Consider the following 24,449-nt stretch of genomic DNA (forward strand, 5'->3'; position numbering starts at 1 on the left):
CATCATGCGAGAACGCTAGGAGGGGTGGGGCTAGGCCGGGGCGGAGGCCCGTTCGATTTTGCCGCCGAGTGCGGTCAGCTGCTCTTCGAAGTTCGGGTAGCCGCGGTCGATGTGCTCGACGTCGTGGACCTCGGTGACACCGTCGGCGACCAGTCCGGCCAGGACCAAACCCACGCCAGCGCGGATGTCCGACGACCACACCGGTGCGCTCGATAGGCGAGTCACGCCGCGGATCACCGCGTGGTGGCCATCGGTGCGCGCATCGGCGCCCAGCCGCACCATTTCTTCGACGAAGCGAAACCGCGCCTCGAAAACGTTCTCGGTAATCATCGACATGCCCTCGGACACCGTCGCTAAACCAATGGCCATCGGCTGCAGGTCAGTCGGGTATCCCGGATACGGCAAGGTCGCCGTGTTCACCGCGATCGGCTGTCCCTCTTGCACCACCCGGAAACCGTCATCGAACCGCTCCACCTGCGCACCGGCGTCTTCGAGCTTCTTCAACACCAGACGCAAGTGATCCGGGTCGACGCCGCGGACGCGGATGTCGCCTCGGGTCATGGCTGCGGCAACTCCCCACGTCCCCGCCACAATGCGATCACCGACGACGTGATGTCGTGTCGGCGTCAACTTGTCGACACCGGTAACAGTCAACGTCGGCGAACCTGCGCCGTCGATCAATGCACCCATCTGGATGAGCATCTCGCACAGATCGACAATTTCCGGTTCGCGGGCCGCGTTGTCGATCGTGGTGACACCGTCGGCCAAGACCGCAGCCATCAGAATGTTTTCCGTCGCGCCGACAGACGGGAATTCCAGGCTGATTGCCGCCCCGGTCAGCTTTTCTGCCTCGGCGACGACACACCCGTGCTCAATGGTGCTGCGGGCACCGAGTGCGCGGAGCCCGGCCTGGTGCATATCGAGGGGACGCGAACCGATGGCGTCGCCGCCCGGCAGCGCGACCACCGCGCGCAGCCGGCGGGCCATCAATGGGCCCAGAACGCACACGGAGGCACGGAATTGCTTCACTGCATCAAAGTCTGCGTGGTACTCCGGTTCGGCTGGCACGTCGATCGTCACCACGTCGCCTTCGATCGCGACCTTCGCCCCGAGACCACGCAAGACGTCGCCCATTAGGGGGACGTCCGCAATCTCGGGCGCATTCGTTAAAACGGTACGACCTTCCGCCAATAGCGCGGCCGCCATCAGCTTCAACACACTGTTCTTGGCCCCACCGACGGTCACCTCGCCTTGCAGACGAGCCCCACCAGTAACCAAATACCGATCACTCACGGACACAGCCTAGCCGCCAGTCGCGTAGGTTGACTGACATGGCAGTCCATCTCACTCGTATTTACACCCGAACCGGCGATGACGGGACCACAGGTCTTTCCGATTTCTCGCGCGTTCCCAAGACCGACACAAGGGTCGGCGCCTACGCCGACTGTGATGAGGCGAATGCAGCCATCGGTGCCGCCCTGGTGCTTGGCGGCGACGTGCCAGCCGACATTGCTGAAGTATTGAAGATCGTTCAGAACGACCTCTTTGACGCCGGTGCCGACCTTGCCACCCCGATCACCGAGAACCCGAAGTACCCGCCGCTGCGTATTCAGACCAGCTACATCGACAACTTGGAAGCGTGGTGCGATCGGTTCGGCGAGGAGCTCACTCCGCTCGACTCGTTTATCCTCCCCGGCGGCACTCCCCTGGCGATCTTGCTGCATCAGGCGCGGACGGTGACCCGCCGTGCCGAGCGCGCAGCGTGGGCGGCCATTGAAGCCAACCCCGACGACACCGAGATTGCACCAGCCAAGTACCTGAACCGCCTGTCGGATCTGCTCTTCATCCTCGGCCGCGTCGTCAATGTCCGCGCAGGCGTCGAGGATGTGAAGTGGGTTCCGGGTGCCAACCGCACCCGCCCCGAATAGCCATTGTCCGTCAGAGATTGATTTAGGCCGCCGGCCGACGTCGTGCACGACGCGGCTGGCGGGCCTCGATCCACGACTGGAACGCCGTGGACACTTCGAGACCCATCGCTAATTCGTATCGGTCGCTGGTGCTCGTGCGGCCAACAGCGATCTCCACGATCCGGAAGTCCGGATCCATGATCTCCAGTTCGGTACCGACCGGGCTTCGACGGTCCAACACCTCAATGCGTCGACGAGAGATCTTGATGGTGGGACCTGGGCGCAAGGACCGCAGGCGATAGTAGGCCAGCGAGTCTTCCCCGTAGTGCACTGATCCGTGACGCCAACCGTGTTCGGCGTCGGCCGGAATCGTACGCATCAGCACTGGAGTTCCGGCGCTCCGCACTTCTAAGACGCGATAGACGACGCCCGCGGCAATGAGCAGCGCGCCAATCACGACGATGACGACGATCCAAATCCAGAATGGCAAACCCGAAACCTCCTCTCATGCAGGTATACACCAGGTTAGCTGGCCCGATCCTGTGAGACCTCGCGGACGACGACAGCCGCCCTGCATTGCAGGACGGCTGTCGTCGTCAATCTCACAAACTTACTTTGCTGGTGTTAGCTCAACGCTTCCACGGCGCGTACCCGAGACTTAGCGTCCAGGTACTTGTGGCTGCCCGGTTCGGCCGATTCCAGGATGGCGCGCTCAGCGGCGACGTCAATCTCGGAAACGAACTGGGCGGCCTCGGCAAGCACGGTGATCGACTCACCGGTCACCGAGAGAAAGCCACCTTGCACTGCGAATGCGGTGCGCTCACCGCTGGCTTCGGTCACCACGACGGCACCGCCGGGCGCGAGCTCGGCCAGCACCGGTGCGTGGCTTGCCAGGATGCCCAGCTCACCGACCGTTGTCTGAGCCACGAGGAACGTCGCTTCACCGGAGTACAACTCCGAGTCAGGCGAGACCACCTCGAGGCGGAAAGTTTTGTCAGCCATGAGTAGCGACTACTTTCCGAGGATCTTCTTGGCTGCGGCCTCGACGTCGTCGAGTCCACCGCAGCTGTTGAAGGCCTGCTCCGGGTAGTGATCGAACTCGCCCTTGCAGACGCGGTCGAAGGCGTCGATGGTGTCGGCGAGCGGCACAACCGAACCAACCTGGCCGGTGAACTTCTCGGCAACGAGGAAGTTCTGGCCGAGGAACTTCTGGATACGACGGGCGCGGCCGACGGTAACCTTGTCCTCTTCCGAGAGCTCGTCCATACCGAGGATGGCGATGATGTCCTGCAGTTCCTTGTACTTCTGCAGGATGCGCTTCACCTCGTTGGCGACGCGGAAGTGCTCCTCGCCGACAATCGATGCTTCCAGGATGCGCGAGGTCGAGGTCAGCGGATCCACGGCCGGGTAGATACCCAGCTGCGAGATCGGGCGCGAAAGCTCGGTGGTCGCATCCAAGTGGGCGAAGGTGGTCGCCGGAGCCGGGTCGGTGTAGTCGTCGGCGGGGACGTAGATCGCCTGCAGTGAGGTGATCGAGCGGCCCTTGGTCGACGTGATGCGCTCCTGGAGCTCACCCATCTCGTCGGCCAGCGTCGGCTGGTAACCCACGGCCGAAGGCATACGACCCAGAAGTGTCGAGACCTCGGAGCCGGCCTGCGTGAAGCGGAAGATGTTGTCGATGAAGAGCAACACGTCCTGGTGCTGAACGTCGCGGAAGTACTCGGCCATGGTGAGGGCCGAGAGAGCGACGCGCATACGCGTGCCTGGGGGCTCATCCATCTGGCCGAAGACCAGGGCGGTGTCCTGAAGGACGCCCATCTCTTCCATTTCCAGGTGGAGGTCGGTGCCCTCACGGGTACGCTCACCGACGCCTGCGAACACCGAGGTGCCCGAGAACTCGCGAGCGATACGGGTGATCATTTCCTGGATCAGAACGGTCTTGCCGACACCGGCACCACCGAACAGACCAATCTTGCCGCCCTTGACGTACGGGGTCAGCAGGTCGATGACCTTAATACCGGTCTCGAGGATCTCGGTCTTACCTTCGAGCTGGTCGAAGGCCGGAGGCTTGCGGTGGATACCCCACTGCTCGCCATCGCGACCGGTGCCCGGTGCATCCAGGCAGTCGCCCAGCGCGTTGAAGACGTGGCCCTTGACGACGTCGCCGACGGGAACCGAAATCGGCTTGCCGGTGTCGACGACGGCGGCACCGCGGACAAGGCCGTCGGTGGGCTGCATCGAAACCGTGCGGACGACGTTGTCGCCGAGGTGCTGTGCAACCTCAAGCGTCAGGGTCTTCGCGACGGCCGGGAGAGTGATCTCCGCGTGCAGGGCGTTGAACAGGGTGGGCACGGCGCCGCGGGGGAACTCGACGTCGACGACGGGGCCGATCACCCGGGCGACACGACCGGCGGTCGCCGTGGCGGCACCCGCGTTCGTATCAGTGACTGCTGCAGTCATTGGTTACTTCACTTTCCTTCAGGTGTGTCTGTTAGCGATCAGTTCGACAGCGCTTCGACGCCGCCAACGATCTCGCTGATTTCCTGGGTGATCTGCGCCTGACGGGCCGCATTGGCCTGACGGGACAGGGTCTTTTCGAGCTCCGTCGCGTTGTCGGTGGCCGCCTTCATGGCGGTACGACGTGCGGCGTTCTCCGATGCGGCCGATTCGAGCAGCGCCGCGAAGATTCGCGATGCCACGTACTTCGGCAGCAGTGCGTCGAGCAGTTCCTTGGCTTCCGGCTCAAACTCAACCTCGGCCGAAACCGTGGCGTTGGCCGGATCCTGCAGGATGTCGTCGCCCATGACCAACTGCTCGACCTCGAACTCGATGTCGATAGGTGCCATGCGGCGAACGGCAGGCTTCTGGGTCAGCATCGACACGAAGCGGGTGTACACGACGTGGAGTTCGTCCACGCCTTCCACTGCTCCACCGTTAGGTAGGTCGACGTTGGCACCGGAACCAGCGAGGAACGAATCCACCAGGTGGCGGACTGCCTCGGCACTGTCGGAGAACTTCGGCTGCTGTGAGAAGCCCGACCAGCTGGACGCGATCGGACGGTCACGGAAGGTGTAGTACCCGATGCCCTTGCGGCCCATCACGTACACAACCGGCTCTTTACCTTCGCTGCGCAGGAGCGAGAGCAGTTCCTCGGTCTCCTTGAGCACGTTGGAGTTGTAGCCACCACACTGTCCGCTGTCACTGGTAACAACCAGAATGGCGGCGCGGCGCGGATTCTCCCGCTCGGTCAGCAACGGACTGTCGAGCGAACTCGATGCGTTTGCGAGCGTGGTCACGACTCGCGTGATCTCCTGGGCGTAGGGACGGGCGGCAGCCACCCGTGCCTGTGCCTTGGTGATCCGCGAAGTCGCGATCAGCTCCTGCGCTTTCGTGATCTTTTTAGTCGATTCAATCGACTTGATCCGCGAGCGCAGCTCCCGAATGGTTGCCATGTTACTTCTGCTTCTTCGTCACTCGGATCGTCTCGGGCTCAACGTCCTCGGCGGCCAAGGGGTCAGCGTCAACCTCGACGACGCGCGAACCGTCGGCAGCGATGAAGCCAGCCTTGAAGTTGTTCGTCGCGGTGGCCAGTGCAGCCTTGTCCTCGGCGGACAGCTTCTTGCCGCCGGCGATGTTGCCGTAGACGCCCGAAGCGGTGTGGTGCAGTTCGCCCAGGAGTTCAGCTTCGAAGCGACGGATGTCAGCAACCGGAACCGAGTCCATGAAGCCTTCGCCACACAAGTACAGCGAAACAATCTGGTCTTCCACCGATGCGGGGCTGTACTGGTCCTGCTTGAGGAGCTCAACCCAGCGCGCACCGCGCTCGAGCTGTGCCTTCGAAGCGGCGTCCAGGTCCGAAGCGAAAGCCGAGAAGGCTTCCAACTCGCGGAACTGTGCCAGTTCCAGACGCAGCGAACCCGAAACGTCCTTCAGGCCCTTGGTCTGTGCGGCACCACCGACACGCGACACCGAGATGCCGACGTTGATGGCGGGACGAACACCCTTGTTGAAGAGGTCCGATTCCAGGAAGACCTGGCCGTCGGTGATCGAGATGACGTTGGTCGGGATGAACGCCGAGACGTCGTTGGCCTTCGTCTCGATGATCGGCAGACCGGTCATCGAACCGCCACCGAGCTCGTCGGACAGCTTGGCGCAACGCTCCAGCAGACGCGAGTGCAAGTAGAAGACGTCACCCGGGTATGCTTCGCGGCCCGGCGGGCGACGCAGCAGCAGCGAGATGGCGCGGTAGGCCTCAGCCTGCTTGGAGAGGTCATCAAACACGATGAGGACGTGCTTGCCCTGGTACATCCAGTGCTGGCCGAGAGCCGAGCCGGTGTACGGTGCGAGCCACTTGAAGCCGGCCGAGTCCGATGCGGGGGCAGCGACGATGGTGGTGTACTCCATCGCGCCAGCCTCTTCGAGGGCAGTCTTGACGCCCGCGATGGTCGAACCCTTCTGACCGACGGCGACGTAGATGCAGCGAACCTGCTTCTCCGGGTCGCCGGTGGCCCAGTTGTCCTTCTGGTTCAGGATGGCGTCGATGCAGACCGCGGTCTTGCCGGTCTTACGGTCGCCAATGATCAGCTGACGCTGGCCGCGGCCGATGGCGGTCATGGCGTCGATGGCCTTGATGCCGGTGGCGAGGGATTCCTCGACGGGCTGACGCTCGAGGACCGAGGCTGCCTGCAGTTCGAGGACGCGGTCGCCCTCGGACTCGATGGCGCCGAGGCCGTCGATCGGGTCACCGAGAGGATCGATGACGCGGCCGAGGAACTTGTCGCCAACCGGAACTGACAACACGTTGCCGGTGCGCTTGACTTCCTGGCCCTCTGCGATGTTCTCTGCGTCACCGAGGATGACGGCGCCGACCTCGTCGAGGTCGAGGTTCAGAGCAACGCCACGGATGCCGCCGGGGAATTCCAGCAGCTCGTTGGCCATTGCGCCCGGGAGGCCGGCGACGTGAGCGATACCGTCGCCGGTGTCCGAGACGGTTCCGATCTCTTCGCGCGAGGCCTGGTTGCCCACGTCTTCGGTGTAACTTGCGATCGCGCTCCGAATTTCATCGGAGGAGATGGTCAACTCCGCCATGTTCCTGCTCTTCCTGGCTTTCTGTTCTTCGGTCTTGGGAATCGGGGTGGTAGCGATGGTGGCTACCGGAGGCCGCGACGCATGGTCGCGAGCTTGCCGGAGATGCTGCCGTCGATGCGCTCGTCTCCAACACGGACCACAACGCCACCCAGAAGTTCGGGGTCGATGTCGACGTGCAAGGTGACGGGTGACGCGTAGATCTCGGTGAGCTTGGCGGCGAGAGCATTACGCTGCTCGCTCGACATCTCACCTGCGCTGGTGACGTAAGCGACCTTGCGGCCGTTGCTGGCTGCTGCCAACTGCGACAACTCGTCGATTGCGTCTCCGGGAAGCTCCTCGGACGTCGCGACCGCGTTAGCGGCGAGACGCTCGGTGATCGGCTCCACCTTGCCAGCGATCAGCTTGCGCAGAAGCGCGAGACGATCGTCGGCGGTGCGGGTTCGGTCGGAGAGGGCCTGCTCCAGTTCATTGTCGCCCTTGATGACGCGGGAGAGACGGAAAAGCTCGTCTTCGACGGCATCCGCCTTGCCCTCGTTCTTGGCCGCCTGCAGCAGGGCTTCGCGGCCCAGCTGTTGGAGACCTTCAACCAGGTCGGCATCGCTTGACCACGCCCGAGCCGCAGTCGAGGCGACGACGGCTGCAGTGGTGTCGGAGACCTTGCCGGTCAGGACCTTTTTGGCAATCGCGGCACGATCATCGGCTGCGGTGCTTGAGTCGGCGAGCGCGATGCGCAGCGAACGGTTGTTGCTGACGATGTCGGACACCGTGAGCAACTCCGTGCCAGCGGTAACCGCATCGTCGGACGATGCGGCGGCTCCACGAAGGATGGTTTCCAGCTCAACGCGGGCCCCTTCGAGGGCTTCACGGCTTGACGCTGCGTACATCTAGCTACATTCCTTGTCTAGGCACGATCGCCTGTGTCGGCTTGCCTGAAGATGTGGCGGAGCGAGGGACAGAATTATCTTCCGCCCGCTCGCCTACCGGCACCATCCTCGCGTCCATCGGAGATTACTTGGCGGTCTCGCTCGACACGCCGTCAAGCTCGGCGAGGAACCGATCAACGGTTCCGGCCTTCTTGACGTCGTCCGACAGCGAGGCACCGACCAGCTTTTCGGCCAAGTCGACCGACAGTTTGCCGAGATCGCCGCGGAGCTCGGAAACAACCTGCTGACGCTGAGCGTCGAGCTGGGTGTTGCCGTTGGCGATGATGCGATCGCTCTCGACCGTTGCCTGAGCCTTCATATCCTTGACGATCTGAGCACCCTGGGTGCGTGCTTCGTCTCGGATGGCTGCGGCTTCTTCACGAGCGCCTGCCAGCTGTTCACGGTAAGCCGCCAACGACTGTGCTGCTTCGGCCTGTGCGGCCTCGGCGCGGGCAATGCCACCTTCGATGGCGTCGTGACGCTGTTCGAGGGACTTGTTGTACATCGGAAGCACAAACTTCCAGAAGACAAACAGGACCACGGCGAAAGCCACCAGAGACCACGTGATGTCGTACACCGGCGGGATCAGTGGATTGATTTTCTCGGTGCTGTCTCCAGCGGCGAGAATCAAACTGGTGTTGGTCATGTTGTCTCTTATCAGAAGATGAAGCCGGCGACGATACCGATCAGCGCCAGAGCCTCAGAGAGTGCGATACCAAGGAACATGGTGGTACGGATCTGGCCTGCGAGCTCGGGCTGGCGGGCGATGCCCTCGATGGCCTTGCCGGCCACGATGCCAACACCGATGCCGGGGCCGATGGCTGCGAGGCCGTAGCCGATGGCGCCGAAGCCCTCACCCGTGATGGTTGAGTCTGCAGCGAGAGTCTGGGCGATGCTCATCTTTGCGATTCCCTTTCTTGGTGGCTCCCCGCCCGGACGGGCGAGTGAGTCAGTTTGTGACGGTGCGGCACTTTGCCGACCGAAGTATTCAATTTGGTTAGTGCGAGTCTGCGTGGATCGACTGGTCGATGTACACGGCGGTCAGCAGCGCGAAGATGTAGGCCTGCAGCGCAATGACCAGCAACTCGAAGAATGTGAAGCCGACACCGGCGAGGAGGCCACCGATTCCGGCGAGCGTCCAGATGCCGCTCTGGTCGATGATGAAGTACTGCGTCGCGGCGAAGAACAGCGCCAGCATGATGTGGCCGGAAAGCATGTTGGCCATAAGACGGACGGTCAGCGTGAACGGACGCAGGATGAAGGTCGAGACAAACTCGATCGGTATCAGCAGGAAGTGCACCGGAAGGGGCACGCCGGGCAGCACGATCGACGACTTGATGAAGCCGAAGAAGCCGAACTTGGCGATACCCACCCAGCAGTAGGTGATGTAGGCGACGGCGGCCATCACGATCGGCATACCGATGCGGGCGTTCGACGAAATATTCAAGAACGGAATAATTGACGTCAAGTTCAGGAAGATCGTCGCGAAGAAGATCGAAGCGATGATCGGGAAGTACTTCCGACCATTTTCCTTGCCGAGAATTTCTTCGGCGATATTGATGCGCGCCCAGTCGAGGAAGCTCTCGGCGACATTCTGGATGCCGGTGGGGATGATCTTCGGGTTCCGCATAGCGAGCGCGAAGAACGCTGCGACGAGAACGGCGACCACGACCCGGATAAGCATCAGGCGATCCATGCCCCACCAGGCCGGATCGTCCTGCGTGCCACCGAAAAGCATCGGTGGGTAGAAGTCGTCCAACGTGGGGCTGTGGAACTCGTCGGCAATGAGGGTGACGGCGCTCAGCGTTCTCTCCCGTTCTCGGGCCCGCGCTGACTTCCGCCGGCGGGTTCCATCGTTCAGTGTGCGAGGTACGCCCGGTGCATTGAACTGCACATCGGCGCATCATCCCGCGGTGAGCAGACTAGCAAGTCAGACGCGTGGCCGACCAATCCGGGGCGAGATTCGCTCAGTATCTTTTGGCCCCATCGGTTCTACTATGACTTGTAGTAGCAGGTCAGGAGACCCCTGGTGAGTCTAGTCACAACTACTTGTCGTCTCTAGACTCGGGCACCACATAGGACTGCTGGGTCTTGAGCACGCCGTACAGCTCGCCACCGAGAACCAGGACGATCGCCCCAAGCAGCATGCTGACCAGCGCACCCTTGTTGTAGAAGTCCATATCTTTGATCGTGGCAGTCACACCAATCACAATGATCACTTTCACCAGGAATCCGCCCATCAGCGAGCCCATGACGATCGTCGGACTGGCCTTCGACGTGAGCAGGATGGTGATCACCGTGACAAGGATGAATCCGCCACCGATGCCAGCGCCGACAAGTACTCCCCACAGCCCCGGTATGCCCTTCCACGGCCACCAAATCAGCAGTCCCGCGACGATCAGAATGCCGAGCCCTTTTAGGCCGTATGCCAGGCCGGCACGAAGCGGTGCTGCCGGATCGTCGGCAGCGTCAAGTGAGGCCTGATCGACTCCGCTGTCGGCAGGGTCAGGCGATTCGGGGAGTTCGTTCTCGTCATTGGTCGACACGAGAACAACGTTAGCTAGCGATGCGCCTATCGGGCGAACCGGCGACGAATACGGGGAGCAAAAGTCGCGGCCAGCGCAACCAGTAGGCCGCCGACAAATAGCGGCAGCACGACGCTCGCCGGAAGGATCGTCGCGGCGGCCACCGAAAACGCCAAGACACCCACCCACAGGTAGATCAGCAGCGCCACGCGACGCTGCGAATGACCCAACTCGAGGAGTCGGTGGTGCAGGTGCATTTTGTCCGGAGTGTAGAAACCGACGCCGGAACGGGTACGGCGAACGACGGCCATAATCATGTCGAGCATCGGGATGAACATTACCGCCGCGACCAGGATCAATGGCGACAGCAGCGTAAACATATCGGCGGGGCCGTAGGCACTGCGTGCCACGCGACCCGATGCACTCGTTGCCGCCGCAGCAAGCATCAAACCGATCAACATGGCACCTGAATCGCCCATGAAGATGCGCGCTGGCGAGAAGTTGTGCGGCAGAAAGCCCAAGCACGCCCCGGCCAAAGCCACGGTGATCAAGGCCGGTGGGTAGTAGCTGACGTCGCCGCCCTGATCGTGCAGCAGACCGAGCGAGAACATGCAGATGGCTAGTGAGGCAATTAACCCCAGCCCGGCGGCGAGACCGTCGAGGCCGTCGACAAAATTGATGGCGTTGATGGTGGTGACGGTGATGGCCACGGTCAGAAGCCCCGCTTGCAGGGGGTCCAGGACCACCGTGCCGATGTCGGCGAACGGAACGTACAGCAAGTACCAACTGACGCCCATAATCACCAGGACGCCCGCAGCGGTCAGTTGGCCGACGAACTTGGTCAGCGCATCAAGTCCCCACCGATCGTCGACGATGCCGACCAGCACGATCACCAGGCCAGACGCGAGGACGGCCCACATGTCGTTGGTGTACGAGAAACCCCTATTGAGGGCAGGTAGCTGGGCGGCGAGGCCGATGGCGCACACGATGCCGATGTACATTCCGACACCACCGAGACGGGGCGTCGGGATTACGTGAACGTCGCGTTGTCGTGGCACGGCGACGGCGCCGAAGCGCACCGCCTGGACACGCACCAGGGAGGTCAGGAAAAAGGTGATGCCCGCAGCGGTGAGCCCAACAAGAGTGAGCTCTCGTAACGGCACACCGGTCCCCCCGCCGGATGACTCCAGTGCGACGTTAAGCAGCACCGCTACCGCTCCCCGACCGGCTTTTCACCGGTCAGGTCGAGAGAGGCGACGGCGGCGGAAATGCGGGCCTGAGTGGCCACATCGTCTGGATCTGTGCGCATGGCGGCGACCATCAGCTCGGCCACCGTCGCCATATCGGACGGCAGCAGCCCGTCGTCGGCCATCACCGCACTCCCGAACCGGATCGCGGAACCTTCCGTCAGCGGAGCTTCGTCGAAGGGCAGAACGGCTTTGTCGACGATGATTCGGCATGCCGCGAGGCGGCGGGCTGCCTCGCGGCCGCTGATCCCCAATGACGAAACATCGACCACTCCAATGTGGGTGTCGGTGCCACCGGAAACCACTCGGAGCCCGCGGCTGGCGAGTTCAGTCGCCAAACTGGAGGCATCATCGGCGACGGTCCGCGCGTAGGTGGCGTACTCCGGCCGAAGGCATTCACCGAACGCGACAGCTTTGGCCGCGATCGAATGCATGGCAGGGGCACCCTGCATGAAGGGGTAAACCGCTCGCGATAACGCCTCGGCGTGCTCCCCCCGAGACAGCAGCAGTCCGCCACGCGGCCCGCGCATCACCTTGTTCGTGGCCACGGTGACCACGTCTGCGTGTGGCACGGGCGAAGCCATGACGCCACCAGCGACGAGCCCCGCCAGGTGAGCTGCGTCGACCCACAAAATGCAGTCGGCCTCGTCGGCAATCATGCGCATTGCCGCAAAGTCCCAGCTCCGCGAGTACGACGTGCCACCGGCAACCAACACCCGGGGACGGTGCAGCAACGCCAGTTCACGGATCTGGTCATAGTCGATCTGCTCGGTTTCGGGGCGGACCTCGTAGTTCAGAACCGAGAACCACCGGCCCGACAGGTTAGCCCGCGAACCATGCGACTGATGGCCACCGTGCTTCAAACTCAACGAGAGGACTTGATCGCCCGGTTGTGAAAAAGCGGCGTAGACGGAGAAATTGGCCAGTGCCCAAGACAGCGGTTGCACGTTGACGTACTCGGCACCAAAGAGTTGACGGGCCCGCTCGATGGCGAGCTCCTCGATCTCGTCAACCACTTCGGCACCACCGTGATAGCGGTGTCCGGGGTATCCCTCGGCGTACTTGTCGGCGAGAATCGATCCGACCGTGGCCCGCACCGCTGGCGACGCGGTCGACTCGGCCGCGAGCATCTGCAGGCTGCCTCGTCGTCGATCAGCTTCGGCCTCGATCAGGCCGGCGATCACCGGGTCGGACGCTAAGAGTGCATCTGCGGGATTGAGGTCGCTCACGAGACGGTGCCTCGCAACTCCGCTGGGTCCATATCGAGTACTTCGGCCAGGTCCTCAGCGGTGATGGCACCCTCGCGAAGGATCTTCGGCGTGGGCCCCGTCAGGTCGACGATCGTCGAGGCGACCGCTTCTCCGGATGGTCCGCCGTCCAGGTAGACGGCCACTTGATCGCCGAGTTGATCGCGCGCCTGCTGCGCGCTGGCGGCTGGCGGCTGCCCGGAAATATTGGCGCTCGACACCGCCATTGGTCCCACCTCGCGCAGCAACTCGATCGCCACCGGGTGCAACGGCATCCGAATCATGACACTGCCCGAGGTGTCCCCCAAGTCCCACGCCAACGACGGCGCCTGTTCAACCACGAGGCTCAAACCGCCCGGCCAAAAGGCCTGAACGAGTTCGCGCGCCTGCGGAGACATCGAGCGGACAAGGCCGTCGACCGTATGCCAGGAGCCAACGAGAACCGGCACCGGCATGTCACGACCGCGGCCCTTGGCCGCCAGAAGTGCCGAAACTGCTTCGCTGTCGAACGCATCGCATCCGATGCCGTAAACCGTGTCTGTAGGCATCACGACCAACCGCCCTGCGCGCGCGGCACCTTCGGCCGCGCGGATACCGGCTTCTCGCTCATTCTGGTCACTGCAATCGAACACTGCGCTCACGCGTCCCATCTTCCCACGCCGACTGCCCCGCGGTGCGCAGGGTCGGCCTCTGCCCTGTGGACGGCAGTGACGAATCGGGGTCGTCCCGCGAGGTCGTCGTGCGCGACGACCTCGGCAAATCTTCTGGTGGCGACAAGGGTGTCGCAAACCTGTTGCGCTGTGGTGTCGTCGTGCTCGATCGCGACGGGGGTACCTGGACGCAGCGCGCCAGCCAGGATTGGTGCCATCGCGTGGATGAGGTCCATGCCGGTATCTCCGGAGAACACGGCCTCGGGCGGGTCATGAGCCACCTCGGGCGAGACTTCCGCTGCCGCGGGGACATACGGCGGGTTGCTGACCACGAGGTCGGCGTCGGCCAGCAGCGGGGCCATCGTCGCGGCGTCGCTGACATCGGCCCGGACGAGCCGGACTCGAGCGGCCAACCCCAGCTCGTCGATATTGCGTTGCAGGTAGTCTGCGGCGGTATCGGACAGTTCCACCGAGATCACCTCGGTCTCGGGGACCAATCGGGCGATCGCCAGACCGAGTGCTCCGCTACCGGCACACAGGTCGACTACGCGGATCGGGCCAGGTGTGGCCGATCCCTGTCGCATCCGCTGGAGTTGCTTCACGGCCCATTCGACGATGAGTTCGGTTTCCGGTCGAGGCACAAATACACCCGGACCGACGGTCAACGCCAAACCCGCGAAAAAGGCCCGAGTAGTAATGTGCTGCAACGGAATTCGCTGCAGTCGACGCTGAACGGCGGCTTCGATCCGCTCCCGTTGCTCCGCAGTCACGTCGTCGATCAGCAACAGTCTGCCCGGTTCAACTTCAAGCAACTGAGCGATGAGCTCGGCGGCATCTGCGCCAGCCGACTCCACACCGGCGGCGGCCAGGCGAGCCGCAGTGGCACGACGGAGGGCGTCGGCGCTTAGGCGCTCGCCGTCGATCACTGTTGAAGGCGCGCCTGCTTGTCGGCCTCGACGAGCGCATCGAGCAGCGCATCCATCTCGCCGTTGAGCACCGCGTCCAAATTGTTCGCCTTGTAACCGATCCGGTGATCGCTAATACGGTTCTCCGGGAAGTTGTAAGTGCGGATGCGCTCGGAGCGGTCGACGGTGCGGATCTGCGCCTGACGGCCGGCCGCGGCTTCGGCGTCAGCTTCTTCTTCGGCTGCCGCTTTCAAACGCGCCATCAGGACCTGCATGGCTCGCGCCTTGTTCTGAATTTGCGAGCGTTCGTTCTGGCAGGTCACCACAATATTGGTCGGCAAGTGCGTGATGCGGACAGCGGAGTCGGTGGTGTTGACTCCCTGGCCGCCCTTACCCGAGCTGCGGTACACATCAATCCGCAAGTCTGACTCGTCAATGTGAATTTCTTCGATCTCATCGGGCTCGGGGTAAATCAGCACACCCGCGGCGGACGTGTGGATGCGCCCCTGCGATTCGGTGACGGGGACCCGCTGCACTCGGTGCACGCCGCCCTCAAATTTCAGCCGCGACCACACGCCGTCGCGCGATGGCTCGCGCGCCTTAATCGAGAGTGTCGCGTCCTTGTAACCGCCCAAGTCAGACTCGGTGACACCGAGGACCGTCGCTTTCCATCCGTGCTTCTCGCAGTACTTCAGGTACATGCGGACCAGATCGGCGGCGAACAAGGCCGACTCTTCGCCACCGGCACCGGACTTCACTTCCACGACAACATCGTCGGCGTCGTGGGGATCGCGAGGTGCCAGGAGGTCGGTCAGCGCGGCGTCGAGTTCGGCAACCGTCGCCTCCAAACCCGGTACTTCCTCAGCGAACGCGGAATCGACCTCGGCGAGTTCGCGGGCGGCCTCAAGGTCGTCCTGAGCGGACGTCAACTTGGTGTAGGTCGTCATGATGGGTGCCAACTCGGCGAACCGCTTGCCGACGCGGCGAGCGTTAGCGGGATCGTTGTGGAGGGCGGGGTCGGACAGTTGATCCTGGAGCCCAGCGTGTTCGGCGAGGATGTCGTCGATGGCGGACGGTCCCTGCGTACTCACTGTGGGGTCTCCTTAGTCGCGATGAAGTTACTGCAATGAACGATATGTGACGGGCCAGCGCTTCGGACTTTGGAAGCACCGGAAAATACAAACAGGCGCCCGACCTGAGATCGAAGGTACTGATCTCCAGTCGGGCGCCTGATGTGAGCTACTTTTCGCGCTTGCCGTAACGCTTCTCGAAGCGTGCGACGCGGCCGCCGGTATCCAGAATCTTCTGCTTGCCGGTGTAGAACGGGTGGCAGTTCGAGCAAACTTCCACCGTGATCTGGCCGCCCTTGGCGGTGCTCTTGGTGACGAACTCGTTGCCGCAACCACAAGTGACGTTGGTCAACTCGTAGTCGGGGTGGATTCCCTGCTTCATTTGATGTCCCTTCATGGGGGTCGCCGGGTCACCGCTGAACTTTTTGCAGTGGTGTGAACCGGAACCGGACTGACCGACGAATTATTCCACAGATCCGGCTGGGCGTACCAATCCCCTGCCTCAAAACCCCGCCGCGCAGACAGTGAAACAGGTCTCTTTTCGTGCCTAGGTACTCCTGAACTGGCACTTTCAGGGCTTACCCTGGATGCGGCGTTTCCTCAGACCTGTGGAATCACCGACCGATCTCAAGCGACTGGGGAGCGATAGGACGACATGACGACAGCGAACCCGACACGTGAACGCACTGCTACTCGTGCGGCCAAGCGGCCTCGCTGGTCCCGTCGTAACCCCTACCCCGCCACTGTCGTTGCGAACAATCTCCTGACCGCGGTCGAAAGCGAGAAGGAAGTTCGCCACCTCGTCCTCGACATCGACGGTTCCGGCCTGGAGTACGAGCCGGGCGACGCCGTCAACGTGACGCCCGCCAACGAGCCCGCATTGGTGGCCGCGATCATCGAGCGACTCGGTGTGCCCGGCGAAACGATCATCGAAGACCGCAAAGGTGAGCGCACGCTTACTAACGCTCTCACCCATGGTTTCGAGATCACGTCGACGTCGCCCTATTTGCTCGAGCACCTGGCCACGGCCCGCGGAGTCACCGTAATCGCCGATCTCCTTGCCGCCGACCGTTCCGAATTGGACGCGTGGTCGCGCGGACGTGATGTCCTTGACCTGCTCAACCTGGATCCGTCGTGGAGTCCGACGCCCGAGGCTTTCCTCGCGGAACTGCGGCCACTTGCCGCTCGGACCTATTCGATCTCGTCGGCACCGTCGGTGCATAGCGGCACATTGCATCTCACTCCCGCCACTGTCCGTCACCGGGCAACCGAAGCGTGGGGCAATGGCCGAGACCGCGGCGGTGCCGCTTCGACGTATCTCGCCGATCGCGTCGAACCCGGCGATACGGTTGGCATTTATGTGACGCCCAACAAATCGTTCCGTCTCCCCGAACCTGACACCGACATCATCATGGTGGGTCCGGGTACCGGGATCGCACCGTTCCGCTCGTTCTTGTACGAGCGGTCCAATGACGAAGGCAACGGCCGCAATTGGTTGTTCCACGGTGCGCGTCGGCAGGATCAGGATTTTCTCTACCGCGATGAGATGTGGGCGATGGAGGCCGACGGCAATCTCCGCCTCGACGTCGCCTTCTCCCGTGAGCAGGAAGAAAAGGTGTACGTCTCGCATCTCATGGACGGCAAGGGCGAAGAACTTTACAGCTGGATCCGCGACGGCGCCGTCGTCTACGTGTGCGGTGATGCCAATCGCATGGCGCACGACGTCGAGCAGACGCTGATGACGATCATCCGCGAATACGGCGACTTTGACGAAGCTGGCGCTCGCGCCGAGGTCGAACGTCTGCGCGAGGCTGGCCAGTACCGCAGGGACGTTTACTAGCTAACTCGCTTCGAAAACGCTTATGCCGTTGTTCGAGCCCACATACTGGGCCCTAACAACGGCATAGGCGTTTTTGCGTTTGTGATCAGTCGTTGTCGAGGCCACCGGGGGCGGACTTACTCACCTGCATCAGCAGTTCGACGTTGCTGCGCGTCTTCTTCAGCTGCGACACCAGCAAGTCAATGGCAGCCTGAGAATCCAGACCCGACAGCAGGCGACGGAGCTTGTGGACGATCGCGAACTCGTCCGGCGACAGCAGCAACTCGTCCTTGCGGGTACTCGACAGGTTGAGATCGACCGCCGGGAATACGCGGCGTTCGGAGATCTTGCGATCGAGCTTGAGCTCGGCGTTACCCGTGCCCTTGAACTCCTCGAAGATCACCGTGTCGCCGGTTGAACCGGTCTCGACCAGCGCCGAAGCAATGATCGTCAGCGATCCGCCATTTTCGATGTTGCGAGCGGCACCCAAGAAACGCTTCGGTGGGTACAGCGCCTGCGAGTCGACACCACCGGAGAGGATGCGACCCGAAGCGGGCGACGCATTGTTGTAGGCGCGGCCCAGTCGCGTGATCGAGTCGAGCAGGACAACGACGTCCTGGCCGCCCTCGACCAACCGCTTTGCTCGCTCAATGGCGAGCTCGGCAACGCTGGTGTGATCTGTCGGCGGGCGGTCGAACGTCGAGGCGATGACCTCGCCCTTCACCGAGCGCTGCATGTCCGTCACTTCTTCGGGACGCTCGTCGATGAGGACCACCATCAGGTGGCATTCGGGGTTGTTCGTGGCGATCGCATTCGCGATGTGCTGCAGGATCGTCGTCTTACCGGCCTTCGGCGGCGACACGATCAGCGCACGCTGCCCCTTACCGATCGGCATGATCAAGTCGATCACGCGCGTCGACAGTCGCTCAGCGGTCGTTTCCAACCGTAGGCGCTGGTTCGGATATAGCGGCGTCAGCTTCGCAAAGTCGGGACGATTCTTTGCTGCCTCGACATCGCCACCGTTGACCGTGTCGAGACGGACCAACGGGTTGAACTTCTGGCGCTGATTGTTCGGGTTGTCGCCCTCGCGCGGAACCTTGACCGCACCGGTGAGCGCGTCGCCGCGACGCAAGCCGTTGCGGCGCACCATGTTCATCGACACATAGACGTCGTTGGGTCCGGCCAAGTAACCGGAAGTACGAACGAATGCGTAGTTGTCGAGGACATCGAGGATGCCTGCGACCGGCGCGAGGACGTCGCCCTCGTTGACCTGCGTGTCCCCTACGTTCGGATTGCCGCCGCCATCGCGGTCACGTCCACGACGACGCTCGCGGAAACGACGTCCGCGACGACGGCCGCCTTCACCGTCATCATCGCCATCCCGATCGCGGTCGCGGTTCTGGTTTTGGTTCTGACCGCCCTGATTGCCCTGACCCTGGTTCTTTTGGCCCTGGTTCTGGTTGCCCTGGCGGTCGTTCTGGTGGTTCTGGCGGTCGCCGGAATCGGAGTTCTTCTCACCCTGATTCCGATTCTCGCCCTGGTTGCGGTCCCGGTCCCTGTTGCGGTTGCGGTTGCGGTTGTTACGTCCGCCGCCTTCGCCGTCGCCGCCTTGCTCGTTGTTGCGCTGCTCGCTGTTGCGCTGCTCGTTGTTGCGCTGCTGGCTCTGCTTATCGTCGCGCGACTGGTCAGCATGCTTTTCGGGCTGCTTCGGCGCATCGGTCTTGGGAGCCTCGGCCTTCCGAGTTTCAGCCTTCGGGGCTTCAGTCTTCGGGGCTTCAGTCTTGGGAGCTGCAGCCTTGGGGGCCTCAGTCTTCGGGGCTTCGGCCTTGGGGGCCTCGACCTTCGACGCTGCAGCCTTTGGTGCGTCGGCTTGCTTCGCCTGCTGCGGTACGGGTTCGGTCTTGGCGGTTGCGGGCTTGCCCGCAGCCTTCCCACCGTGTTGATGGGCTCGGATCACATCGATCAGATCGCCCTTGCGCATCCCCGAGGTGCCCTTGATACCCAGATCGCCAGCCATCGAGCGAAGTTCTGGAAGCAGCATCGCGGAAAGTCCCGTACGGGCCCGCTTGGGTGCCTGCACATCCGTTTCTGTCACGGAATTCCTTTCGTTCCCCGGTTTCAGATGCCGGGGCCCCCGCCCAGAATGAGCGGAGGAACAAAATTGTTTTCTTCGCCAGAGAAATCGGGTGGAGATCAGACACGCCCGTCAGATCTAGCGGAAGCATCATGAGCGTACCACCGGGCGGCGTCGAAGTTAGGAAATGACCTCGACACCATCGGCAATTTCTACCGAAATCATGGTGAATCCGAGGCTATTCGCCAATTCGGCCTCGATCGCGCCGAGCGGATTAGTGCCCAGGACCAGTACCGACGGCCCAGCACCCGAAACGGTAGCGGCATGCCCGAGATCCCGCAACGAATGAACCAAGCTGGTCGTGTCCGGGAGCGCCTCAGCACGGTAATCCTGATGCAGTCGGTCCTGGGTGGCATCAGTCAGCGTGCTCGGATCCATCGTCAATGCCACCACGCCGAGTGCGGCACGGGAAACGTTGAACACCGCATCGGCGCGCGGAACCTCGGCGGGAAGCAAACCGCGCGTGGCCTCGGTCGACGACTCAAAGTCTGGAACAAACACGGTCGCCAGAATCGACGCGTGGACATCAAGGCGGCGCGCGAAGAACTCGCTGGCACCGTTCGACCACGTCACGACCGCCGAGCCCAACACGGAGGCGGCGGCATTATCGGGGTGACCCTCGAATTCACTCGAGAGCTGAACCAATTGTTCGGCGGTCAATCCCCCACGACCGCCAGCTTCGACGAGCGCCGACGCGGCGGCCAATCCACCGACCACGGCGGCAGCCGATGACCCCAGCCCGCGCGAATGCGGGATCGCGTTGACGCATTCCAGGTGGAACCCCGGAACGGCAACACCTGCGGCCGTCAGACCGCAAACAACTGCGCGCGCCACCAGGTGGGTGCCGTCGAGCGGCACCTGCCCCGCCGCTTCGCCGGTCACGTCGACCGTGATGCCACCATTGGCGTCACCGTCGGTGACGGTGACGGTGACCTCGTCGTAGATCGACAGGGCAAGACCGAGGCAGTCGAAACCCGGGCCGAGGTTAGCGCTCGAGGCAGGTACCCGCACTCGAATCGAAAGCCCAACCGGCAGTACATGTTCCGCGTTGGGTGCGCCAATGTTCGCGCGTGAGGTCATGGCCGCTTCCACGTGTTAGTTCACGCCCAGCGCGGTGGCAACCGCAACGGGGTCGACCTCGATTGCATCGACCTTCGGCATGCCGAGAAGCGCGGTATCGGGGTCTTTCAAACCATTGCCGGTGACGGTGCAGACGACGGTCTCACCCGGCTTCACCCAGCCTTCTTCGTGCGAGGCGAGGAGCCCGGCAACCGATGCTGCCGACGCAGGCTCAACGAAGACGCCTTCCTGGCCTGCCACCAGCTTGTACGCCTCGAGGATCTTCTCGTCGGTGGCCGCGCGGAACATGCCGCCCGACTCGTCCTTGGCGGCGACGGCCTGGTTCCAACTGGCCGGCGAGCCGATGCGGATAGCCGTGGCGATCGTCTCCGGGTCGCTGACCGGCGCACCGTTCACCAGCGGTGCGGCACCGGCAGCCTGCACGCCAAGCATGCGCGGCAGCGAATCGATGATGCCGTCCGCGTGGTACTCGCGGTAGCCCTTCCAGTACGCGGTGATGTTGCCAGCGTTGCCGACCGGCAGCGCGTGAACGTCGGGCGCCTTACCGAGGACGTCAACGATCTCAAACGCCGCCGTCTTCTGCCCCTCGATGCGCGCCGGGTTGACCGAGTTGACGAGTTCGATCTCCGGGTAGTCGGAGGTAACCTTGCGGGCCAGTTCCAGACAGTCGTCGAAGTTGCCCTGCACCTGGATCACCTTGGCGCCGTGCATCACGGCCTGGGCCAGTTTGCCCATCGCGATCTTGCCCTCCGGAATGAGGACAGCGCAGGTGATGCCTGCGCGGGTGGCGTAGGCGGCAGCCGAGGCCGAGGTGTTGCCGGTCGACGCACACAACACGGCCTTCTTGCCGTTGTTCACCGCATTGGTGACCGCCATCGTCATGCCGCGGTCCTTGAACGAACCGGTCGGGTTGAGGCCCTCAACCTTCAGGTACACCTCGCAGCCGGTGATCTCCGACAGCACAGGGGCCGCCACGAGCGGCGTCGCACCTTCAAGCAGGGTGACGATCTTCCAACCGTCGCGGACCGGCATGCGATCGCGGTAAGCCTCGATCAAGCCGGGCCATCCACGGTGAACGGGGTGGTACTGGGTGTTAGTCATCGGTTCCCTCCAAGCGGAGCACGCTGGACACCTTCAGTACGGAGTCCATCTGTTCAAGTGCAGCAACTGTTTCCGACTGTGCGCGGTCGGATGCGCGATGAGTAACGACAATCAGGCGGGCGTTGTCGCCTGCACCTTCCTGTCGGACGGCGGCAATGCTGACATCGCGTTTGGAGAACTCGCCCGCGACCTGCTGCAGGACACCCGGCTTATCGGCGACCTTCATCGACACGTAGTAGCGGGTCGGCACCTCGTCGATCGATGCGATCGGTAGCGATGCGTAGGTGGACTCCAGCGGGCCGCGACCGTGGTAGACGCGGTTGCGGGCAGCCATCACCAGGTCACCAAGGACAGCCGATGCGGTGGGCGCGCCTCCGGCACCCTGCCCGTAGAACATGAGGCGACCAGCATTCTCGGCTTCCACAGCCACGGCGTTGAATGCGCCGTTGACCGTGGCAAGCGGATGCTCCAGCGGCACGAGGGCCGGGTAGACGCGCGCCGAGATCTTTTCCCCCTCGGGCGTCTGGATGCGTTCGCAGATCGCCAGGAGTTTGATGGTGCAGTCGAATTTCTTCGCCGCGTCCAAATCCTTCGAGGTGATCTTGGTGATGCCTTCGCGGTACACATCCGACGCGGTGACGCGCGAATGGAAGGCGATCGAGGCCAGGATCGCCGCCTTCGATGCGGCGTCGTAGCCCTCAACGTCGGCAGTCGGATCGGCTTCGGCGTAACCGAGGCGGCCCGCCTCGGCGAGCACCTTGCCGTAGCTTGCGCCAGTCTCGTCCATCTCAGAAAGAATGAAGTTTGTGGTGCCGTTGACGATCCCCGCCACGCGGTTCACCGAATCGCCCGCGAGCGACTGCGTCAGCGGGCGGATCACTGGGATGGCCCCGGCGACGGCGGCCTCGAAGTACAGGTCAACTCGATGCTCTTCGGCGGCCTTCGACAGTTCGCCGGAGTGTGCGGCAATCAGCGCCTTGTTGGCGGTGACGACCGACTTCCCCGACTCCAGCGCCGCCAAGATGAGACTGCGGGCCGGCTCGATGCCGCCGATCAGTTCAACGACCATGTCGACGTCGTCCCGGCTGATCAGTTCGGCCGGATCGTCGGTCAGCAGGGCGGAATCGATGCCGTCGCGGGCAACACTCAGGTCGCGGACGGCGACGCCGCGCAATTGCAGCGGTGCTCCCACGCGGGCGCGCAGGTCGTCGGCCTTCTCGCTGAGAATCCGGACAACCTCGGTGCCGACATTGCCCATGCCCAATACGGCTACGCCGATCGGACGCGATGATTCGTTCATTGCGGCTCCATCTCCAGGCTTAAGAAGTCCTCAACCGTTTCGCGCCTCAGCATGAGACGTGACTGGCCGTCGTTCACTGTCGCAACCGCTGCACGCGGCACCATGTTGTAGCGACTCGACATGGAATAGCAGTAAGCGCCGGTTGCACCCACCACGAGCAGATCGCCCGGTGCCAGGTCTTCCGGCAGCCAGCAGTCGCGGATAACGATATCGCCGCTCTCGCAGTGCTTGCCCACCACCCGGCAAACCACGGCTTTGGCCGTCGAAACTCGCGAAGCCAGCCGGACGTCATATTCGGCGTCGTACAGCACGGTACGAATGTTGTCGCTCATCCCGCCATCGACCGACACGTAGCGTCGAACGGTGCTGCCGTCGAGGGCGACGTCTTTGATCGTTCCAACGCGATACAGGGTGACCCCGGCCGGTCCGGCGATGCCGCGGCCAGGTTCCACAGCGATGGTCGGCATGGGGAGGTCGAGGGCCTCACTCTCCTTGCGGACAATCTCGGCGAGCGCTTCGGCGAGCACGCTCACCGGCGGCGGGTCGTCGCTCTCCAGGTACGAGATTCCCAGTCCTCCGCCGAGGTCGAGGATCTTAAGCTGACGGGTCTTCTCGACGCCGAACTCTTCGACGACTTCAGCCAGCAGTCCGAGGACCCGGCGTGCGGCGAGCTCGAACCCATCAATCTCAAAGATCTGCGAACCGATATGGCTGTGCAGACCGACGAGTCGGAGGTTCTCGGTGGCGAAAACGGCGCGGACCGCGTCCATCGCCTTGCCGCCGGCGAGAGCGAAACCGAACTTCTGGTCCTCGTGTGCGGTCGAGATGAACTCGTGCGTGTGCGCCTCAACGCCCGGTGTGACGCGCACCAGCACGTCCGCGACCAAGCCCCGCTCGCCGGCGAGACGGTTGAGTCGTTCAATCTCGATCATCGAGTCGAGCACGATGTCACCGACACCGGCTTCCAGGGCGGCAATCAGCTCGTTTTCGGCTTTGTTGTTGCCGTGCAAGGCGATGCGTTCGGCCGGGAACCCCGCGTGCAAAGCGATCGCGAGTTCGCCGCCGGAGCACACGTCGAGCGACAGCCCTTCGGACTCAATCCACTTCGCGACCTGCGACGTCAAGAAGGCCTTGGAGGCGTAATGCACGCGACCGTACGGGCCAAACGCGTTCTTCATGTCGGCGCACCGCGAACGGAAGTCCGCCTCGTCGTAGATGAACAACGGTGTTTGGTACTCGGCAGCGAGCTGATCGACCGGGACGCCGCCGATCACGACAACGCCGTCGTCGTTCCGGGTAGTTCCGCGCGGATATACCTTCTCCGGAATTCGAGACAGCTCTTCGGGCTGATTGGGCCGCTCCGCCAGATGCGGGGCGGCAAGGATCTCGGCATGCCGAGGGCCTGCGGGGTGTGCCATCACATACGCTCCTGCATCACGTTCTGGATAAGGAC

Annotated in this window: 24 protein-coding genes; 2 read left to right on the top strand and 22 right to left on the bottom strand. The window is 63.1% G+C overall.

Annotated features, from left to right (window positions below; genetic code table 11):
* Nucleotides 1-30 precede the first annotated feature (30 nt).
* The gene (gene murA / locus WBA38_RS11235; protein WP_424296257.1) at nucleotides 31-1,293 is read right to left on the bottom strand and encodes a UDP-N-acetylglucosamine 1-carboxyvinyltransferase; all 1,263 of its coding nucleotides are present in this window, start codon (nucleotides 1,291-1,293) and stop codon (nucleotides 31-33) included.
* A 38-nt stretch (nucleotides 1,294-1,331) separates the two neighbouring features.
* Between murA and WBA38_RS11240 the strand changes: the two genes are divergently transcribed.
* The gene (locus WBA38_RS11240) at nucleotides 1,332-1,928 is read left to right on the top strand and encodes a cob(I)yrinic acid a,c-diamide adenosyltransferase (protein ID WP_424296259.1); all 597 of its coding nucleotides are present in this window, start codon (nucleotides 1,332-1,334) and stop codon (nucleotides 1,926-1,928) included.
* A 22-nt stretch (nucleotides 1,929-1,950) separates the two neighbouring features.
* On the opposite strand, the gene WBA38_RS11245 is transcribed toward WBA38_RS11240, so the two are convergent.
* The 16 genes from WBA38_RS11245 to rpmE all read right to left on the bottom strand — a co-directional run bounded on the left by WBA38_RS11245 (nucleotide 1,951) and on the right by rpmE (nucleotide 15,944).
* Nucleotides 1,951-2,397, bottom strand: a complete 447-nt coding sequence (locus tag WBA38_RS11245) for a DUF2550 domain-containing protein (protein ID WP_424296261.1) — start codon at nucleotides 2,395-2,397, stop codon at nucleotides 1,951-1,953.
* 134 nt (nucleotides 2,398-2,531) lie between these two features.
* A complete protein-coding gene (locus WBA38_RS11250) occupies nucleotides 2,532-2,909 on the bottom strand; it encodes a F0F1 ATP synthase subunit epsilon (protein WP_424322720.1) in 378 nt (125 codons plus the stop codon).
* 9 nt (nucleotides 2,910-2,918) lie between these two features.
* Nucleotides 2,919-4,367: a F0F1 ATP synthase subunit beta gene (gene atpD, locus WBA38_RS11255; RefSeq protein WP_424322721.1), complete on the bottom strand. Its 1,449-nt coding sequence runs from the start codon at nucleotides 4,365-4,367 to the stop codon at nucleotides 2,919-2,921.
* Between the two features lie 38 nt (nucleotides 4,368-4,405).
* Nucleotides 4,406-5,359 (bottom strand): F0F1 ATP synthase subunit gamma, encoded by a 954-nt coding sequence (locus tag WBA38_RS11260; RefSeq protein WP_424294598.1) that lies wholly within the window; start codon nucleotides 5,357-5,359, stop codon nucleotides 4,406-4,408.
* A gap of 1 nt (nucleotide 5,360) precedes the next feature.
* Nucleotides 5,361-6,995, bottom strand: coding sequence for a F0F1 ATP synthase subunit alpha (atpA, locus tag WBA38_RS11265; RefSeq protein ID WP_424294599.1), 1,635 nt, complete (start codon nucleotides 6,993-6,995; stop codon nucleotides 5,361-5,363).
* Between the two features lie 62 nt (nucleotides 6,996-7,057).
* A complete protein-coding gene (locus WBA38_RS11270; protein ID WP_424294600.1) occupies nucleotides 7,058-7,879 on the bottom strand; it encodes a F0F1 ATP synthase subunit delta in 822 nt (273 codons plus the stop codon).
* Between the two features lie 124 nt (nucleotides 7,880-8,003).
* On the bottom strand, nucleotides 8,004-8,564 hold the full coding sequence (locus tag WBA38_RS11275; protein WP_424294601.1) for a F0F1 ATP synthase subunit B: 561 nt from the start codon (nucleotides 8,562-8,564) through the stop codon (nucleotides 8,004-8,006).
* An 11-nt stretch (nucleotides 8,565-8,575) separates the two neighbouring features.
* Nucleotides 8,576-8,818 carry an ATP synthase F0 subunit C gene (locus WBA38_RS11280; protein WP_424294602.1) on the bottom strand — a complete coding sequence of 81 codons (243 nt, stop codon included), beginning with the start codon at nucleotides 8,816-8,818 and terminating at the stop codon, nucleotides 8,576-8,578.
* A gap of 97 nt (nucleotides 8,819-8,915) precedes the next feature.
* On the bottom strand, nucleotides 8,916-9,656 hold the full coding sequence (gene atpB / locus WBA38_RS11285) for a F0F1 ATP synthase subunit A (RefSeq protein ID WP_424322726.1): 741 nt from the start codon (nucleotides 9,654-9,656) through the stop codon (nucleotides 8,916-8,918).
* A gap of 307 nt (nucleotides 9,657-9,963) precedes the next feature.
* Nucleotides 9,964-10,464, bottom strand: a complete 501-nt coding sequence (locus tag WBA38_RS11290; protein ID WP_424294603.1) for a hypothetical protein — start codon at nucleotides 10,462-10,464, stop codon at nucleotides 9,964-9,966.
* A gap of 26 nt (nucleotides 10,465-10,490) precedes the next feature.
* Nucleotides 10,491-11,648 carry a glycosyltransferase family 4 protein gene (locus WBA38_RS11295; protein WP_424294623.1) on the bottom strand — a complete coding sequence of 386 codons (1,158 nt, stop codon included), beginning with the start codon at nucleotides 11,646-11,648 and terminating at the stop codon, nucleotides 10,491-10,493.
* Between the two features lie 5 nt (nucleotides 11,649-11,653).
* Nucleotides 11,654-12,919 (bottom strand): serine hydroxymethyltransferase, encoded by a 1,266-nt coding sequence (glyA, locus tag WBA38_RS11300; protein WP_424294604.1) that lies wholly within the window; start codon nucleotides 12,917-12,919, stop codon nucleotides 11,654-11,656.
* A complete protein-coding gene (locus WBA38_RS11305) occupies nucleotides 12,916-13,578 on the bottom strand; it encodes an L-threonylcarbamoyladenylate synthase (RefSeq protein ID WP_424294605.1) in 663 nt (220 codons plus the stop codon). Before WBA38_RS11305 ends, glyA begins: the two co-directional genes overlap by 4 nt.
* Complete coding sequence (gene prmC / locus WBA38_RS11310; protein WP_424294606.1) at nucleotides 13,575-14,513, bottom strand: peptide chain release factor N(5)-glutamine methyltransferase; 939 nt, start codon at nucleotides 14,511-14,513, stop codon at nucleotides 13,575-13,577. The genes WBA38_RS11305 and prmC overlap by 4 nt, the downstream gene beginning before the upstream one ends.
* Complete coding sequence (prfA, locus tag WBA38_RS11315) at nucleotides 14,510-15,583, bottom strand: peptide chain release factor 1 (protein ID WP_424294607.1); 1,074 nt, start codon at nucleotides 15,581-15,583, stop codon at nucleotides 14,510-14,512. Before prfA ends, prmC begins: the two co-directional genes overlap by 4 nt.
* A gap of 148 nt (nucleotides 15,584-15,731) precedes the next feature.
* Nucleotides 15,732-15,944 (bottom strand): 50S ribosomal protein L31, encoded by a 213-nt coding sequence (gene rpmE / locus WBA38_RS11320; protein WP_424294608.1) that lies wholly within the window; start codon nucleotides 15,942-15,944, stop codon nucleotides 15,732-15,734.
* A 273-nt stretch (nucleotides 15,945-16,217) separates the two neighbouring features.
* On the opposite strand from rpmE, the gene WBA38_RS11325 reads away from it, so the two are divergent.
* Nucleotides 16,218-17,402, top strand: a complete 1,185-nt coding sequence (locus tag WBA38_RS11325; protein WP_424294609.1) for a diflavin oxidoreductase — start codon at nucleotides 16,218-16,220, stop codon at nucleotides 17,400-17,402.
* A gap of 85 nt (nucleotides 17,403-17,487) precedes the next feature.
* On the opposite strand, the gene rho is transcribed toward WBA38_RS11325, so the two are convergent.
* The 5 genes from rho to lysA form a co-directional block, all read right to left on the bottom strand.
* Complete coding sequence (gene rho / locus WBA38_RS11330; RefSeq protein ID WP_424322727.1) at nucleotides 17,488-19,422, bottom strand: transcription termination factor Rho; 1,935 nt, start codon at nucleotides 19,420-19,422, stop codon at nucleotides 17,488-17,490.
* A gap of 213 nt (nucleotides 19,423-19,635) precedes the next feature.
* Nucleotides 19,636-20,595, bottom strand: a complete 960-nt coding sequence (gene thrB, locus WBA38_RS11335) for a homoserine kinase (protein ID WP_424294610.1) — start codon at nucleotides 20,593-20,595, stop codon at nucleotides 19,636-19,638.
* Between the two features lie 15 nt (nucleotides 20,596-20,610).
* The gene (thrC, locus tag WBA38_RS11340; RefSeq protein ID WP_424294611.1) at nucleotides 20,611-21,696 is read right to left on the bottom strand and encodes a threonine synthase; all 1,086 of its coding nucleotides are present in this window, start codon (nucleotides 21,694-21,696) and stop codon (nucleotides 20,611-20,613) included.
* On the bottom strand, nucleotides 21,689-22,996 hold the full coding sequence (locus WBA38_RS11345) for a homoserine dehydrogenase (protein ID WP_424294612.1): 1,308 nt from the start codon (nucleotides 22,994-22,996) through the stop codon (nucleotides 21,689-21,691). The genes thrC and WBA38_RS11345 overlap by 8 nt, the downstream gene beginning before the upstream one ends.
* Nucleotides 22,993-24,414, bottom strand: coding sequence for a diaminopimelate decarboxylase (gene lysA / locus WBA38_RS11350; RefSeq protein WP_424294613.1), 1,422 nt, complete (start codon nucleotides 24,412-24,414; stop codon nucleotides 22,993-22,995). Before lysA ends, WBA38_RS11345 begins: the two co-directional genes overlap by 4 nt.
* Nucleotides 24,415-24,449 lie beyond the last annotated feature (35 nt).

Origin of the sequence: Gordonia sp. (in: high G+C Gram-positive bacteria) (genome assembly GCF_049647785.1) — a bacterium.
Lineage (GTDB): Bacteria > Actinomycetota > Actinomycetes > Mycobacteriales > Mycobacteriaceae > Gordonia.

What these genes read in the sequence shown, in the direction of transcription:
- WBA38_RS11240 (WP_424296259.1), top strand. Translation starts at nt 1,332, where the DNA reads ATGGCAGTCCATCTCACTCGTATTTACACCCGAACCGGCGATGACGGG.
- WBA38_RS11250 (WP_424322720.1), bottom strand. Translation starts at nt 2,909, where the DNA reads ATGGCTGACAAAACTTTCCGCCTCGAGGTGGTCTCGCCTGACTCGGAG.
- atpD (WP_424322721.1), bottom strand. Translation starts at nt 4,367, where the DNA reads ATGACTGCAGCAGTCACTGATACGAACGCGGGTGCCGCCACGGCGACC.
- WBA38_RS11260 (WP_424294598.1), bottom strand. Translation starts at nt 5,359, where the DNA reads ATGGCAACCATTCGGGAGCTGCGCTCGCGGATCAAGTCGATTGAATCG.
- atpA (WP_424294599.1), bottom strand. Translation starts at nt 6,995, where the DNA reads ATGGCGGAGTTGACCATCTCCTCCGATGAAATTCGGAGCGCGATCGCA.
- WBA38_RS11270 (WP_424294600.1), bottom strand. Translation starts at nt 7,879, where the DNA reads ATGTACGCAGCGTCAAGCCGTGAAGCCCTCGAAGGGGCCCGCGTTGAG.
- WBA38_RS11275 (WP_424294601.1), bottom strand. Translation starts at nt 8,564, where the DNA reads ATGACCAACACCAGTTTGATTCTCGCCGCTGGAGACAGCACCGAGAAA.
- WBA38_RS11280 (WP_424294602.1), bottom strand. Translation starts at nt 8,818, where the DNA reads ATGAGCATCGCCCAGACTCTCGCTGCAGACTCAACCATCACGGGTGAG.
- atpB (WP_424322726.1), bottom strand. Translation starts at nt 9,656, where the DNA reads ATGCTTTTCGGTGGCACGCAGGACGATCCGGCCTGGTGGGGCATGGAT.
- rpmE (WP_424294608.1), bottom strand. Translation starts at nt 15,944, where the DNA reads ATGAAGCAGGGAATCCACCCCGACTACGAGTTGACCAACGTCACTTGT.
- WBA38_RS11325 (WP_424294609.1), top strand. Translation starts at nt 16,218, where the DNA reads ATGACGACAGCGAACCCGACACGTGAACGCACTGCTACTCGTGCGGCC.
- rho (WP_424322727.1), bottom strand. Translation starts at nt 19,422, where the DNA reads ATGCTGCTTCCAGAACTTCGCTCGATGGCTGGCGATCTGGGTATCAAG.
- thrB (WP_424294610.1), bottom strand. Translation starts at nt 20,595, where the DNA reads ATGACCTCACGCGCGAACATTGGCGCACCCAACGCGGAACATGTACTG.
- thrC (WP_424294611.1), bottom strand. Translation starts at nt 21,696, where the DNA reads ATGACTAACACCCAGTACCACCCCGTTCACCGTGGATGGCCCGGCTTG.
- WBA38_RS11345 (WP_424294612.1), bottom strand. Translation starts at nt 22,996, where the DNA reads ATGAACGAATCATCGCGTCCGATCGGCGTAGCCGTATTGGGCATGGGC.
- lysA (WP_424294613.1), bottom strand. Translation starts at nt 24,414, where the DNA reads ATGGCACACCCCGCAGGCCCTCGGCATGCCGAGATCCTTGCCGCCCCG.